Source organism: Propionivibrio pelophilus DSM 12018 (assembly GCF_059569095.1).
In genome coordinates this window covers 21953-37072 of record NZ_JCANUT010000016.1, presented here as the reverse complement: position 1 = coordinate 37072, position 15120 = coordinate 21953, and the positions used below count along the sequence as shown (strand labels likewise).

At 64.7% G+C, this 15120-nt stretch carries 13 protein-coding genes; 7 read left to right on the top strand and 6 right to left on the bottom strand.

Going from position 1 to position 15120, the window contains the following annotated elements; all coding sequences use genetic code 11:
• Positions 1-73: 73 nt before the first annotated feature.
• From BO74_RS09000 to BO74_RS08990, 3 genes are all read left to right on the top strand, one after another.
• Positions 74-2659 carry a TRAP transporter permease gene (locus tag BO74_RS09000; RefSeq protein WP_496441691.1) on the top strand — a complete coding sequence of 862 codons (2586 nt, stop codon included), beginning with the start codon at positions 74-76 and terminating at the stop codon, positions 2657-2659.
• Positions 2660-2850: 191 nt separating this feature from the next.
• Positions 2851-3516 carry a protein-L-isoaspartate O-methyltransferase family protein gene (locus BO74_RS08995; protein WP_496441689.1) on the top strand — a complete coding sequence of 222 codons (666 nt, stop codon included), beginning with the start codon at positions 2851-2853 and terminating at the stop codon, positions 3514-3516.
• Positions 3517-3535: 19 nt separating this feature from the next.
• Positions 3536-4876 (top strand): TolC family outer membrane protein, encoded by a 1341-nt coding sequence (locus tag BO74_RS08990; RefSeq protein ID WP_496441687.1) that lies wholly within the window; start codon positions 3536-3538, stop codon positions 4874-4876.
• Here BO74_RS08990 and waaA read toward each other — a convergent pair.
• On the bottom strand, positions 4851-6125 hold the full coding sequence (gene waaA / locus BO74_RS08985; protein ID WP_496441685.1) for a lipid IV(A) 3-deoxy-D-manno-octulosonic acid transferase: 1275 nt from the start codon (positions 6123-6125) through the stop codon (positions 4851-4853). The two genes, BO74_RS08990 and waaA, sit on opposite strands and share 26 nt — an antisense overlap.
• Complete coding sequence (gene waaC / locus BO74_RS08980) at positions 6122-7078, bottom strand: lipopolysaccharide heptosyltransferase I (protein WP_496441683.1); 957 nt, start codon at positions 7076-7078, stop codon at positions 6122-6124. The genes waaA and waaC overlap by 4 nt, the downstream gene beginning before the upstream one ends.
• An 86-nt stretch (positions 7079-7164) precedes the next feature.
• Between waaC and BO74_RS08975 the strand changes: the two genes are divergently transcribed.
• The 4 genes from BO74_RS08975 to BO74_RS08960 all read left to right on the top strand — a co-directional run bounded on the left by BO74_RS08975 (position 7165) and on the right by BO74_RS08960 (position 11487).
• Entirely contained in the window at positions 7165-8151 is a 987-nt protein-coding gene (locus tag BO74_RS08975) for a UDP-glucose 4-epimerase family protein (RefSeq protein WP_496441681.1), read from the top strand.
• Positions 8152-8724 carry a sugar transferase gene (locus BO74_RS08970; protein ID WP_496441679.1) on the top strand — a complete coding sequence of 191 codons (573 nt, stop codon included), beginning with the start codon at positions 8152-8154 and terminating at the stop codon, positions 8722-8724.
• Positions 8725-8801: 77 nt separating this feature from the next.
• Entirely contained in the window at positions 8802-10664 is a 1863-nt protein-coding gene (locus tag BO74_RS08965) for a polysaccharide biosynthesis protein (RefSeq protein WP_496441677.1), read from the top strand.
• A gap of 1 nt (position 10665) precedes the next feature.
• Positions 10666-11487 (top strand): symmetrical bis(5'-nucleosyl)-tetraphosphatase, encoded by an 822-nt coding sequence (locus tag BO74_RS08960; RefSeq protein ID WP_496441675.1) that lies wholly within the window; start codon positions 10666-10668, stop codon positions 11485-11487.
• Here BO74_RS08960 and BO74_RS08955 read toward each other — a convergent pair.
• The 4 genes from BO74_RS08955 to prmA form a co-directional block, all read right to left on the bottom strand.
• Positions 11423-12214 (bottom strand): lysophospholipid acyltransferase family protein, encoded by a 792-nt coding sequence (locus tag BO74_RS08955; protein WP_496441673.1) that lies wholly within the window; start codon positions 12212-12214, stop codon positions 11423-11425. The genes BO74_RS08960 and BO74_RS08955 overlap by 65 nt on opposite strands.
• Positions 12215-12245: 31 nt before the next feature.
• On the bottom strand, positions 12246-13181 hold the full coding sequence (locus tag BO74_RS08950; protein ID WP_496441671.1) for a carbohydrate kinase family protein: 936 nt from the start codon (positions 13179-13181) through the stop codon (positions 12246-12248).
• Between the two features lie 77 nt (positions 13182-13258).
• On the bottom strand, positions 13259-14194 hold the full coding sequence (locus BO74_RS08945; RefSeq protein ID WP_496441669.1) for a DUF3426 domain-containing protein: 936 nt from the start codon (positions 14192-14194) through the stop codon (positions 13259-13261).
• A gap of 11 nt (positions 14195-14205) precedes the next feature.
• A complete protein-coding gene (gene prmA, locus BO74_RS08940; protein WP_496441667.1) occupies positions 14206-15099 on the bottom strand; it encodes a 50S ribosomal protein L11 methyltransferase in 894 nt (297 codons plus the stop codon).
• Positions 15100-15120 lie beyond the last annotated feature (21 nt).

Sequence of the window (15120 nt, the reverse complement as noted above, 5' to 3'; positions counted from 1 at the left end):
CTGCTGAAGATCGGACGGCTCCCCTGCGGGAGCCGTCTTGCGTTTTGAGGCATTTATCCCCAGGGAGCTTTGTGTGAATCAACCCACCCCCAACCATCCGGGAATGACCGATGAGCAGATCCAGCGGCTCGTCGAAGAGGCCGATACCGGCGGCCGCAAACCCAGCGGACTGGCCGCCAAGGTCGTGATGTACGCGGCACTGGCGTGGTCGCTGTTCCAGCTCTGGATCGCTTCGCCGCTCCCATTCTCGCTCGGAATCTTCGTTCTCAACGATACCGAATCGCGCGCCATTCACCTGGCTTTCGCGATGTTCCTCGGTTACCTGCTGTTCCCGCCGCTGAAGAGTTCGCCGCGGAAATACATTCCGGTCCAGGACTGGATCCTGGCGATCGTCGCGGCGTTTTGCGCGGCCTATTTGTTCATTTTCTACAAGGACCTGTCGGCGCGTCCCGGACAGCCGATCGGGCTCGATCTGGCAGTGGCTGCCGTCGGCCTGCTCATGCTGGTGGAGGTGACCCGCCGTGCAGTCGGCTCGCCGATGGCGATCCTGGTCGTGGTCTTCATCAGCTACATCTTCCTCGGCCAGCACATGCCGGATCTGATCGCCCACAAGGGGGCCTCGTTCGCCAAGGGGATGTCGCACCTGTGGTTGTCCACGGAAGGGGTCTTCGGTGTGGCGCTGGGGGTCTCGTCGGGCTTCATTTTCCTGTTCGTGCTGTTCGGCGCCTTGCTCGACAAGGCGGGTGCGGGGAACTACTTCATCAAGTCGGCGCTGTCCCTGCTCGGGCACCTGCGCGGCGGCCCGGCCAAGGCGGCGGTGATCTCGTCAGCTTTAACCGGCGTTATTTCAGGAAGTTCCATCGCCAACGTGGTGACGACCGGCACCTTCACCATTCCCCTGATGAAGCGCGTCGGCTATGCGGCGCACAAGGCGGCCTCCTTCGAGACGGCCGCCTCGGTCAACGGCCAGATCATGCCGCCGGTGATGGGCGCCGCAGCGTTCCTGATGGTCGAGTACGTCGGTCTTCCGTACGTGCAGATCATCAAGCATGCGGCCCTGCCGGCGATCATTTCGTACATCGCGTTGTTCTACATCGTGCATCTGGAAGCGTGCAAGGCCAACATCCATGGCATTCCGCGTACCCACGTGCCGCCACTCAAGCAACGTTTGATCAATTTTGTCCTGGTTACCGGTGGCATCATTTTGCTGGCCAACGCCGTCTATTTCGGGCTCGGCTGGATCAAGACCGTGGCTGGTGGCGCTTCGATGTACATCATCAGCGCGCTGATGATGGTGGCCTATGTCGGCTTGCTCAAGTACGAAGCGGGCTATCCCGAACTTCACATGGATGACCCGAATGCGCCGATCGATTCGCTGCCTGATCCCGGGCCGACGATCAAGAGCGGCCTGCATTTCCTGCTGCCGGTCGTCGCGCTGATCTGGAACCTGATGGTCGAGGAGCTTTCCCCGGCCTTGTCGGCGTTCTGGGCGATCATGTTCCTGATGGTCATCCTCGTGACACAACGTCCGCTCAGCGCGTTGTTCCGTGGCAAGGGTGACGTGGGCGGTGCACTCCGCGAGGGGCTCTGCGATCTGCACTCCGGGCTGGAAACCGGCGCGCGCAACATGATCGGCGTCGGTATCGCCACCGCGACCGCCGGCATCATTGTCGGCACGGTGACGCTGACCGGCATCGGCCTGGTGCTGACCGAACTGGTCGAGGCGATTTCCGGCGGCAACCTGCTGGCGATGCTGATGCTGGTCGCCGTTGCGTCGCTGATCCTCGGGATGGGCATGCCGACGACGGCCAACTACATCATCGTGTCCACGCTGATGGCGCCTGTGGTCGTCGAACTCGGATCGCAGGCGGGCCTGATCGTGCCGCTGATCGCCGTGCATCTGTTCGTCTTCTATTTCGGCATCATGGCCGACGTGACGCCGCCGGTAGGTCTGGCGGCCTACGCCGGGGCCGGAATCGCGAAAGCCGATCCGATGAAGACGGGCTTCACAGCGTTCTGGTACAGCATCCGCACGGCGATCCTGCCGTTCATGTTCATCTACAACACCCAGCTGTTGCTGATCGGCATCGATTCCGTGTTCCACCTGCTGATCACCATCGTCTCGGCGATCGTGGCCAACCTCATCTTCGTCGCGGCGTCGCAGCACTATTTCCTGACGCGTAGCCGCTGGTACGAAACCGTCGGGCTGTTGTTCATCGCCTTCGCGTTGTTCCGCCCGGGCTTCTTCATGGACGACTATTTCCCGCCGTACGAGAAGGTTCCGGCCGCGCAGATGATGCAGGTGGTCGAGCAGGCGCCGAAGAATGGCTATCTGCGCGTGTGGCTGGAGGGCGTCGACATGAACGGTCGGGACGTCAAGCGCGGCGTGCTGCTGGAACTCGGTGACACCGGCGCGGCGCGTCAGCGGCTCGAACGCTTCGGCTTGCGGCTCATCCCGTCGGGCGACCAGTTCGACATCATGCAGGTGAAATTCGGCAGCAAGGCGGAAAAGGCCGGTGTCGAACAGGGGTACAAGATCACCGCGCTGGAAAAGGAAACCGGCAACCCGGCAAAGGAGTGGTTTTACGTGCCGACCCTGGCTCTGCTCGGGGTGATCGTCTTCCTGCAGCGCAGGCGGATCGCCGCGACGGCCGTATAGACCGGCTTCGGCGTCTGACGGCGCTTCCAGAAAAAACGCTGCCTGCGGGCAGCGTTTTTTCTGCGCGGCCGCGGTGTCGAAGCAATGCGCGCCACGCATTCTGCGCAAGGTATAATCTTCAATTGTTTTCAATGACTAGCGATTCGTTCTGACGAATCTTTCCAGCGGGGAATGTAATGGCAGCCGTGGCGATGAATACCGAAAAAGCGCGTTTCAACATGATCCAGCAGCAGATCCGGACCTGGGAGGTGCTTGATCCGGGTGTTCTGGCGTTGTTGTCGGTGGTGAAGCGCGAGGATTTCGTGCCGGCCGAGCATCGTGATCTGGCGTTTGCCGATGTGGAGATCCCCCTGAAGGCCAATGCCCTGTCCGGGCAAACCATGTTGGCGCCGCGGGTCGAAGCCCGCTTGCTGCAGGAACTGGCCGTGAAGAATTCCGACAAGGTACTGGAGATCGGCACGGGCAGCGGCTACATGGCCGCGCTGCTGGCCGCCAAGGCCGAGTTCGTTTATTCCGTCGAGATCGATCCGGAACTGGTCGACCTCGCGCGCGCGAACCTCCAGAAAGCCGACGTGGCCAATGTCAGCGTCGATCTGGGTGATGCGGCGTGTGGCTGGGGTCTCTATGCGCCGTATGACGTCATCGTTGTCTCCGCCTCGGTGCCGGTGTTGCCCGAGTCGTTGTTGCGCCAGTTGAAGGTGGGGGGGCGACTGGTGGCAATCGTCGGCGAAGGTCCGACGATGGAAGCGCAACTGGTCAAGCGTACCGACGAGAACGCCTTCAGCACGGTCAATCTGTTCGAGACTGTCGTGGCGCCGCTGGTCAACGCGCCGCGTCCGGAAAAGTTCGTTTTCTAGGCTGACGGAGAGTTTCTCCATGCTCCCGCGACGTCTGGGCGTGCGCCGCAGCATCATTGCCGGGGGGCTGTTGGGTTTGTTGTCTGGCGGCTCGGTGGCCGCCGCTGATCTGTTGCAGGTCTATCGCGAGGCGCTGGTCAATGATGCGCAGTACGCCGCCGCCCGTGCAACGGTCGAGGCGGGGCGGGAGAAGCTGCCGCAAGGCCTGGCTGGATTGCTGCCGACGATCGGTGCCTCGGCGAACAGCGTGTGGAACGCGAACGAATACGACCCGAAGAATCTTTCGGGGTGGTCGCGCGATTTCAACTCCAACGGCTGGAACCTCAATCTGACCCAGCCCTTGTTCCGCTGGCAGAACATCGTGCAGTACGACCAGTCGCACTGGCAGGTCGCGCAGGCCGAGGCGAACTTCGCGCAAGCGTCGCAGGATCTGATCCTGCGCGTCGCCCAGGCGTATTTCGATGTTCTTTACGCTGAAGAAAACCTGAAGGCGGTGCGCGCCGCCAAGCGCTCGATCGCCTTGCAACTGGAACAGGCGAAGAAGAATTTCGAGGTCGGCACGGCGACGATCACCGACACCCATGAGGCGCAGTCGCGCTATGACCTTGCCAGCGCGCAGGAGCTGGCCGGGGAGAACGATCTTCAGGTCAAGCAGTATGCGTTGCGCGTGATCGTCGGCAAGGACGTCGGCTCGCTCAGCCGGCTGCGAGCCGAGGCGACATTGCAGCCGCCGCAGCCGGCGAGCATGGAAAAGTGGGTCGAGGCGGCCGAGAATGACAGTTTCTCCGTCCAGGCTCAGCAGGCCGCCGTGGAAGTGGCCAGTCGCGAAGTGGAGCGTCAGCGCGCGGGGCACTATCCGACGCTCGACGCGGTGGCCAACTATGGCACCAACACGACGACACCCGCCAGCAGCAACCGGCTGGAAACGGACGTACGCAATATCGGCCTGCAATTGACCATTCCCCTCTATCAGGGCGGGGCGGTCAACTCGCGGACGCGGGAAGCGGCGGCCAATCGCAATGCGGCCGCGGCGTCCCTGGAGAATGCCCGGCGCGCGTCGTCGCTCGCGGCAAAACAGGCCTATCTCGGAGTGGTGAACGGGCTGGCCCAGGTAAGGGCGCTCAACGCGGCGCTGGTTTCGAGCAAAAGCGCGCTGGACTCGAACAAGCTCGGCTACGAGGTCGGCGTGCGCATCAGCATCGACGTGCTCAACGCCGAGCAGCAGGTTTATGTCACGACGCGTGATCTGGCCAAGGCGCGTTTCGACACGCTGCTCGCACAACTCAAGTTGAAGGCCTCGGTCGGTGCGCTGAGCGAGGCCGATCTGGAACAGATCAAACCGCTTTTCGAGGTGCCGTAAATTCCTTGACCAGCGCCATGGTTCTCGCCGTCGCGCCACGGTGGGCCTGGCTGAATTCCGTGGCGGCCGCGCGCATTGCCGCCAGCTCTCCCGAATTTCCCAATAACCGCTGTACGGTGGCTGCCGCGTCGTCAACATCTTCGACACGAAGTGCCGCGCCGCAGGCCAGGGCGTCTTCGGTTGCCTGGGCGAAATTGTAGGTATGCGGCCCGACGATGACCGGGCAGCCGCAGGCGGCGGCTTCGATCAGGTTCTGCCCGCCGAACGGCAGCAAGGTGCCGCCGATCAGGGCGATGTCCGCCGCGGCGAAGTAGGCCGGCATTTCGCCCATGCTGTCGCCGAGCCAGACGCGTGTTTCGGGAGTGGGAAACTTTCCTTCGCTGCGCCGGCAGTACGCGAGCTTGCGCTCTTCGATCATCGCCGCGACTTCGTTGAATCGTTGCGGATGGCGGGGCACCAGCAGGAGAAGCAGACCGGGTTGGTTAAGGCGGGCGAAGGCGTCGAGGATGTAGGGCTCTTCGCCTTCGCGCGTGCTGGCGGCGAGCCAGACCGGGCGGCCGTCGAAGCCTTGCCGCCACTCGCCACCCAAGGCCAGCTTTTCCGGTGCCGGCGTGACGTCGAATTTCAGGTTGCCGCTGATGCGCACCTCGCTGGCGCCGATCGTCTGCAGCCGCTCGCCATCGGCGACCGTTTGCGCCGCGACCGCCGAAAGCGCCTTGAGCGCGGGCCGGATGAGCGGCAGGAAACGCTGGTAGCCGCGTTGCGACTTCGCGGACAGGCGGGCATTGACCAGCAGCATGGGGATGTCGCGCGAACGCGCCGACGCGATCAGGTTCGGCCAGATCTCGGTTTCCATCAGCAGTCCGATGCGCGGGCGGAAATGCGCGAGGAAGCGTGCGCAGGCGTCCGGCAGGTCGTATGGCAGGTAGGCCTGGATCAGGCGCGGTCCGTACTTGCCGATGAGTTCCGCCCCGACGGCGCGTCCGGTCGGCGTCATGTGCGTGAGCAGCAGCGAATGGTCGGGGTAATCGGCGAGCAGCGCCTTGATCAGTGGTTCGGCGGCCCGCGTTTCGCCGACCGAAACGGCGTGTAGCCAGAGCAGCGGCGTGCTCGGCTGGGTCGCATGGAAGCCGTAGCGCTCGCCGATGTTCTGCAGGTATTCCGGTTGCTTGCGCGCCCGCCAGGCGAGGCGCAGCCAGACGAGCGGTTGGGCGAGGTAGAACAGCAGGGAATAGACGAAGCGGATCATTGTCGCAGTTCCTGATTCACGGCAGTCATGACATCGGCGCCGGCGGGTGATTGGCCGGGGGCGCCGAGGTTGCGGAAATTGCGGGTGCCGAGGACACCGGTCAGCGCGGGGTCGGTGGCCGTGTAGAGGGCGATCGTCGGTACGCCGAGGGCCGCCGCGAGATGCACGAGGCCGGTATCAACACCGATGGCCAGTTCCGCGTGGCCGATCACGGCGGCGAGTTCGCGCAAGCTGAGCGAGGGCGGGACGATGGCGCCGGGCGCGCTGGCGGCGATACGCTCGGCGCGCTGTCGTTCGACCGGACTGCCGAACGGAAGGATCGGCGTCAGGCCACGCTCGATTAACTGCCGGGCCACGGCGATCCAGCGCTCTTCTTCCCACAGCTTGTCGTCCCGGCTGGTTGCCGTGAGCAAAGCGGCGTGACGCGGTGCGGTGAGCCAGGGGAAGGTCAATTCAGGGGCGACGATGCCGTAGTCGAGCGGCAGGCCGACCGGGTAGTCGAAGGCGGCGGCACTCAGCCAGCGGTTGCGCTCGACCGCGTGCGCGTTCGGCGGGATGACGAAGGTCTTGTCGTAGAACCAGGACGCCAGCGGTTCGCGCGCCACCTCGGCCGCGTAGCCGTAGCAGCGACCACGGGCGCAGAAGGTGACGAGGCCGCTCTTGATCAACCCCTGCGTGTCGAGAACCGCATCGTAATGCGTTGCGGCGAGCCTTTTGCGGGACGCGCCGATTTCGCGCCAGGTTTGCCGGGAGAAGAGCTTTTTCCGCCAGCGCCGGATGGCCACGGGAATGACCTCGGCGATCGCCGGGTGCAAGCGCGGAATCTCGGCAAAGGACTCTTCGACGCACCAGTCGATGACCGCGTCGGGGAATTGCCGGCGCAGGTCGCTGGCCACCGGCAGGTTATGGATGACATCGCCCAGCGACGAGGTTTTGACCAACAGGATGCGCATCGGCAGGTAAAATAAGCGCCCTCGGGAAAGCGCGCATTATACGCTGGCGATTTTTCCGGACATCCTGTCAGTCACTCCTTGCGCGCATGGCCAATTCTTCGCCTACTCCGACCGATCCGCTTCCATCTGCAGGCGCTATCCTGGTCACCGGTGCGTCGGGCTTCGTCGGTCGTGCGCTCTGTGTTGAAATGCTCCGCCGTGGCCTGTCCGTGCGCGCCACTGCACGCGAGGGCGGTTCGGTGCGGGTTCCCCGGGGCTGTGCGATTACGCGGATTGACGAGATATCGGAGGCAACCGATTGGGCGGAAGCCCTGCGTGGCATAACGACGGTGATCCACCTGGCGGCGCGGGTACATGTCATGCGCGAAAATGCGCAGGATCCGCTGGCGGAATTCCGGAAAGTGAATGTGGCGGCGACGGCTCATCTGGCACGCCAGGCGGCCGAGCACGGGGTTCGACGTCTGTTGTTCGTCAGCTCGATCAAGGTCAATGGCGAGGCGACCGAAGGGGATCGGTGCTATTCCGAGTCCGATGCGCCGGCGCCGATCGATGCCTATGGCGTATCGAAATGGGAGGCCGAACAGGCCTTGCACCGGATCGCCGCGGAAACGGGCCTCGAGGTCGTGGTGGTCCGTCCGCCGCTGGTTTATGGCCCGGGCGTGAAAGGCAATTTCGCATCGATGCTCGGGGTGCTCCGGCGTGGGGTGCCGTTGCCGCTGGCGTCGGTGGATAACCGGCGCAGCCTCGTCTATCTCGGCAATCTCGTCGATGCGTTGTTGTGTTGTGCGACGCATTCCGCTGTTGCGGGGCAGACCTATCTGGTCAGCGACGGAGAGGATTTGTCCACGCCAGGTCTGTTGCGCCGGCTCGGCGATGCCATGGGGTTTCCGGCGCGGCTGTGGCCCTGCCCGCCGGTGCTGTTGCGCGCTGGCGCCCGGCTGCTCGGTCGTGGCGCGCAGATGGAGCGTCTGCTCGGTTCGCTGCGCGTCGATGACAAGAAAATAAGGCGTGAACTGGGCTGGGAGCCCCCCTGTTCGGTGGCGGATGGCTTGAGGGCGACCGTGGAGCGATGAATGTCTGATTTCCTGAAACGGCTGATGGACCTGCTGCTGGCGCTCGTTGCCACGTCGGTGCTGTTGGTCCCGATCGTGCTGGTGTTCCTGCTGGTGCGCCTGACCTCGCCGGGGCCGGCGCTCTACTGGTCGGACCGGGTCGGGCGGCATAACCGCATCTTCCGGATGCCGAAGTTCCGCAGCATGCGCATCGGCACGCCGGCAGTGGCGACACACCTGCTCGGCGATCCCGCCAGCCACCTGACGCCGGTCGGCTCGTTCCTGCGTCGGACCAGCCTTGACGAACTGCCGCAGTTGTGGAGCATTCTCAAGGGCGACATGAGCTTCGTCGGCCCGCGTCCGGCGCTGTTCAACCAGGATGATCTGATCGAATTGCGCACGCGCCACGGCGTGCACGAACTGGTGCCCGGCCTGACCGGCTGGGCTCAGATCAACGGCCGCGACGAGTTGCCGATCCCGCAGAAGGTCGCGCTCGATGTCGAATACCTGCGGCGTCGCTCGCTGGTTTTTGATTGCCTGATCATTGCCCGGACGGCGTTGAAAGTGTTACGGCGCGACGGCGTCTCGCATTGACATGCCAGCGGCGAAATGCCCGGTGACTAACGTAAAATGCGCGGCATGACGCAACACTTCCGAAAAGCAGGATTCCGATGACCCCTCATTTTGTGGCCAAGCGCTCGCTGGCCGTGGCGCACGACCTGGTGGCCGTGGTCGTCTGCTGGTTTGCCGCCTACTGGCTGCGTTTCAACCTGGATATACCGGGGGTGTATTGGGAAGGCGCGTTGCAGGCCTTGCTTCCGGTCTTCGTCGTCTACGTGCCCGCGTGCTGGATTTTTGGCCTGTATCGCGGAATCTGGCGCTATGCCAGCGTGATGGATCTGCGCCGGATCATTCTCGCTGTCGCCACTGCATCGGTCGTCGCCGCGGCGCTGCTGTTCATGCTCCGTCAGCCGGGGATTCCGCGTTCCGTCCTGGTGCTGCATCCGATCCTGTTGGTGCTGGTCATGGGCGGGAGTCGCTTTGCCTACCGGGCGTGGCGTGATCGCGCGCTGTACGGGCGTGTGGTTCTGGAGGGCGAGCCGGTTCTGGTGATCGGCTCGGGCGACGCCGCCGATCGTCTGCTGCGAGAACTGGCGCACTCGCCTGACTGGTGCGTCGTCGGCCTGCTCAGCGAGGATGTCCGGCGCATCGGCCATGAACTGCAGGGGGTGAAGATCCTCGGGCCGAACGCGGATCTCGCCGCATGGGCCGAGAAGCTCGCGGTGAAGCGGGCGATCGTGGCCATGCCGGAAGCCTCGTCGCGGAAGCGGCGCCATGCCATGGAACTGGCCGTGCAGGCCGGGCTGGCGGTGATGACCGTGCCGAGTCTGGACGACATGCTGACCGGCCGGGTCGCCGTCTCCGCGGTACGGCAGGTGCAACTCGAGGATCTGCTCGGGCGCGAACCGGTGGAACTCGACAACGCCGGCCTGCATTCCTGGCTGGAGGGAAGGGTCGTGCTGGTGACCGGCGCCGGCGGGTCGATCGGTTCGGAACTGGCGCGCCAGCTCCTGCAATTCAACCCGGGGCTGCTGATCCTGCTCGATATCTCCGAGTTCGCCCTCTACCAGATGGAGCAGGAGTTCCTGCGCCTGCATCCCGAGGCGCACTGTACGTTCGTCGTCGGCGACGTCAAGGATGTCGCCTGGATCGACCGCCTCTTCGCCAGCTATCGCCCCGCCGTCGTGTTCCATGCGGCGGCCTACAAGCACGTGCCCCTGATGGAGGGCGAGAATGCCTGGCAGGCGGTGCGCAACAACGTGGTCGGGTCGAAGCGTGTGGCAGAAGCGGCGCAGCGCCACGGGGCGGAGAAGTTCGTCCTGGTGTCGACCGACAAGGCGGTGAATCCGACCAACGTGATGGGTGCCACCAAGCGTCTCGCCGAGCGGGTGCTGGCCGGCTTGCAGAAGGAAGACGGCACGCGTTTCGTCACCGTGCGTTTCGGCAACGTGCTTGGCAGCAACGGCTCGGTGATTCCGACCTTCCGCGAGCAGATCGCGCGCGGCGGCCCGGTGACGGTCACCCACCCCGAGATCATCCGCTACTTCATGCTCATTCCCGAGGCCGCGCAACTGGTTCTGCAGGCTGGATTGATGGGGCAGGGCGGCGAGATCTTCGTTCTGGAAATGGGCGAGCCGGTGCGCATCGCCGATCTGGCGCGCGACATGATCCGGCTGTCCGGCTTTTCGGAGAACGAGATCCGCATCGAATACACCGGCCTGCGCCCGGGCGAGAAACTCTACGAGGAATTGCTCACCGACAGCGAACAGACCTTGCCGACACCGCATTCCAAGCTGCGCGTCGCGCTAGCCGAAGCCGCCCCGGATGCCCACTGGATGCGCGGTCTCGACGACTGGCTGCGCGAACCCGTACCGGCAACCAACAGTGATCTGAAGCTGCGCCTGCACAGCTTCGTGCCTGAATACTCTCCACAACTAAGCTGTCATGTGAGCGGTCACGGGCAGGAGCAATAGCATGGCGACCTACGCGATCGGCGATATCCAGGGCTGCTTCGACGCTTTCTCGCGTCTGCTCGATCGCTGCAACTTCGATCCGGCGCGTGACCGCCTCTGGCTGGTTGGTGATCTGGTCAATCGTGGCCCGCGCTCGCTGGAGACGCTGCGCTTCGTCCGCGATCTTGGCGAAGCCGCGGTGACGGTGCTCGGCAACCACGACCTGTCGCTGGTAATGGCGGCCGAGGGATTCGGCAAGCGCAGCAAGGGCGATACCTTCGACGATGTCCTCGACGCCGCGGACCGCGATGAACTGCTCGCCTGGCTGCGCCAACAGCCCCTGTGTCATGTCGAGAACGGCTTCTGTCTGGTGCATGCCGGCCTGCTGCCGCAATGGTCGGTGGTCCAGGCACGGCAGTTGGCGCGTGAAGTCGAGTCGGCGCTGACCGGTCGCGACTGGCACGATTTCCTGGCGAACCTGTGGGGCAACGAGCCGGTGGCCTGGCGTGACGATCTCGCCGGCTGGCCGCGTCTGCGGGTCATTGTCAATGCGATGACGCGGATGCGTTTCTGTACGCCCGACGGCGTCATGGACATGCACGTCAAGGGCGAGGTCGAGAAGGCTCCGCCCGGTTGCGTGCCATGGTTCGACGTGCCCGGACGGCGCAGCGCGGAGACGACGCTGGTGACCGGCCACTGGTCAGCGTTGGGTTTGAAGATAACACCGAATCTGCTGGCCCTCGATTCCGGCTGCCTGTGGGGCGGACCGCTGACGGCAGTCAGGCTGGAAGATCGGGTGGTGTTTCAGGTGCCTTGCGCGCCGGAGGAAACCCGAGCCTGGTAGCGATGGCCGCGTGGGCCTGGCACGACACCTCGCGCCGCGAACGATCGGCGGTGGCGATGATCGGCAGCGGAGTCAGCCGTGCGGTCAGGGTACGGCAGGCCAGGATCGCGGAAAAACACTGAGGCAGCGATGTGGTGGCGAACGACGGTGCGGAGGTCGGTGCCCCGTTGGCGTCGAGGTAGGCGATGGCGATGGGCAACAAAGGCCGCCCGGTCTCGATCGCCGGCTGCAGCAACGCCGCGTGAAATTCCAGCATGTGCCGCCCGTCCGTGGTACGCCCTTCCGGGAAAATCGCGACGTCGCGGCCGGTGTTCAGCCGGGCATCGATCTCCTCGTTGATCGCGCGCGCATGCCGGCGGCTGCCGCGGTTGAGGAAAACCGTGTCGTTGCGCGCCGCCAGCCAGCCGATGAACGGCCAGTGACGAACTTCCTCCTTGGAAATGAAGGCCGACGGGCGCAGTGCGTTGATGGCGAAGATGTCCAGCCAGGAGATGTGATTGGCGACGATCAGGCAGCCGGGCGCGGCGTCGGTCGCCTCGGCGTCGAGGCGGATGCCGAGGATGGCCAGGATCTGGTGCGACCAGCGCTGGCGCAGCGCCAGTTGCCGTTCCGGCGGAACACGCGGGTAGATGACGGCGGCACCGAATCCCAGCCAGAGCAGGTGCAACGCCAGCCGCACGCAGCGCAGTAAGCGCAGCAGGTACGGTGTCGGCGACGGGGCGCTCATCCTGATCTGGCGGCGGGGAACTCCCGGCCGCTTACCAGGGCATCTTGCCGAAGGCGTTGGCGAAGCAGGCGGCGATGTCGTTGCGGCTCGGCTGGTGGTTCTGCCCGCCGCGGCAGCTGGCCTTGAGCGCACCCATGACGGCGGCGAGTTGCCCGGTTTTCTCCCATCCCCACCCCTTGGCGATGCCGTAGAGCAGGCCGGCGCGGTAGGCGTCGCCGCAGCCGGTCGGGTCAACGACTTCCTTGGCCGTGACGCAGAGAATGTCGATGCGCTGTCCCTTGGCGTAGATGTACGACCCCTCGCTGCCGCGCGTGACGATCAATGCCTCCAGCCGTCCGGCGAGTTGTTCGAGCGGCAGTCCGGTGCGGTCGCAGAGCAGCTTGGCCTCGTAGTCGTTGAAACAGGCGTAGTCGGCCTGGTCGAGGAAGTGCAGCAGTTCCTCGCCGGAGAACATCGGCATGCCCTGGCCGGGGTCGAAGATGAACGGGATCTCGGCAGCCGCCAGATCGGCCGCATGGCGCAACATGCCGTCGCGTCCGTCCGGGGCAACGATGGCCAGCGTCACGTTGCGCGCATCGGCAACCTGGTTCTGGTGCGACAGGCTCATCGCGCCCGGATGGAACGCGGTGATCTGGTTGTCGTCGAGGTCGGTGGTGATGAAGGCCTGCGCGGTGAAGCAGCCGTCGAGCTGGCGCACGTGGGCGCGTGACAGCCCGAGCCCATCGAGCCGGTTCAGATAGGGACCGGCATCGTCACCGACAGTGGCCATGATCAGCGGATCGTCGCCCAGCAGCTTGAGGTTGTAGGCGATGTTGCCGGCGCAGCCGCCGAACTCGCGGCGCATTTCCGGTACCAGGAAGGCCACGTTCAGGATGTGGATCTGCTCCGGCAGGATGTGGTTCCGGAAGCGGTCGTGAAAGACCATGATGTTGTCGTAGGCGATCGAGCCACAGACGAGAGTGGGCATGGCGAAAACCGGCGGGTTGGAGAGGCGGCGATTATAGCACCGCCTGGAAACCGGCTTTTCCCGCCGAAGTTGGCGATTCAGGGATAGAAAACGTACAGCCGGTAGCCGGCGGGGCTCAACTCGCGTGCCTCGAGCCAGAGGCGGACAGGGATATCGGCGTTGGCCGGAAAAGCCTTGTCGGCAGCGAATTTTGGTGGCAGATACTCTTTCGGCGAGAACACGCGGCGGGCGATGGCCACGTCCTGCGTGTCGGTCAGCGAGAGTTCGAGTGAGGGGTGGTCCTGCGCGTATGGCGCGCGGTTGCGCAGTGTCGCGTTGAGAACCAGCAGGTTGCCGCGCGCGGCGTCGGTCTGCAGGTCGGACGTCTCGATGCTGACCAGATCGGTGTGCCGCGGGAGGGGAAGATGGTTGCCGAACGCCGCCGAGAATGTTTCGAGCAGCGGCGTAGCGGCCGGGAAGGCAACGGCGAGTTCGCTGCGGAAATGGAACACCGCCTGGCCGGCCAGGCCAAGAACCAGCAGCAGGGCCGCTACTGAGAACAGCCAGTGAGTGCGCGTGCGCTCGGGTTCGAAGTGACTTGTGCTGACGGCACCTTCTGCCCATTTGCTGTAGCCCGGGATTTCGGTGGTGTCCCGGGGCAGGATCAGGCTGTCGGTGAACTCGGGCGATGGCGAAAGGGTTGGTTCCACCATGCGGAAACCGCTTGACGACGGCGTGTCGTCTGCCGCAGAAAATGGAATCGGCTCGACCGGAATCTCTTGCTGCGGTTCGGTTTGTTCGTCAGTCTCGATGACCGTTGCCGGGGCGGCGGATAGACCTGGTTCGTCGGTAACGACAGGGGCAACGCTTGCCGATGTGGACACCGGCTCCGGCGCGAGAGGCGTTTCCAGCAGGCTGTCGAGTGCGTTGAAAACCATCTGGCAATGGCCGCAGCGAACCTTGCCGGCGCGCACCTTGAGCTGTTCCGGCGTGACGCGGAAGACGGTCTGGCACTCCGGGCAGCGTGTTTTCATGAGATTGCCGTTCAGACCGGTTTCGTCCCGGCCAGGCAGACCCAGCCCTCGCGGCTGTCGGCGACGGCGAGGGGAATCCACGGGGCGTAGGCGGCGATCAACTCATCCGTCTGCTCGGCCAGAATTCCAGACAGGGCGAGTCGGCCACCTGCGCGAACGTGCCCGCAGATTGCCGGCGCCAGCGCCTTGAGCGGGTTCGAAAGGATGTTGGCGACCACGATGTCGAACTGCCCCTCGATTTCGGCGGCGGAATCGGCGAAGCGGGCGCTCACCTCGTTGCGCGTGGCGTTGTGCTCGGCGGCGATCACGGCCTGCGGGTCGATGTCGACCCCGAGTACCTCCTCCGCTCCGAGCTTTGCGGCGGCGATGGCCAGGATGCCCGAGCCGCAACCGTAGTCGAGCAGGGAGACGCCCTCGGTGACGTTGCGTTCCAGCCATTCGAGGCAGAGCCGCGTCGTCGGGTGCGAGCCGGTGCCGAAAGCCATGCCGGGGTCGAGGACGAGGACGATGGCCTCGGGGTCGGGCGCGGTGTGCCAGGAGGGGACGATCCACAGGCGGTCCGAAACGCGGATCGGGTCGAACTGCGACTGGGTCAGCTGCACCCAGTTCTGCTCTTCTACTGCCGCGCTGGTGTAACTGGGCAGGTTTTCCAGTCCGGCCAGCGGGACGCAGGCTTCGAGCAATTCGTCGATGTCGGTTTCAGGGTCGAGCAGCGCGACTACGCGCGAGCGCGTCCAGCCGGGCGTGGTGATCGATCCGGGTTCACCGAACTGCGGCGTTTCTTCAGGCGTGCCGGCGTCGGCGTCCTCGATGCTCGCGGAGAGCGCGCCGGCGTCGAGCAGGGCGTCGGCCAGGCGCTCGGCGTGCGCGCAGTCGGTTTCGATGGTGACGGAAATCCAGGGCATGAATCGGCGTTCTTGGTTGTT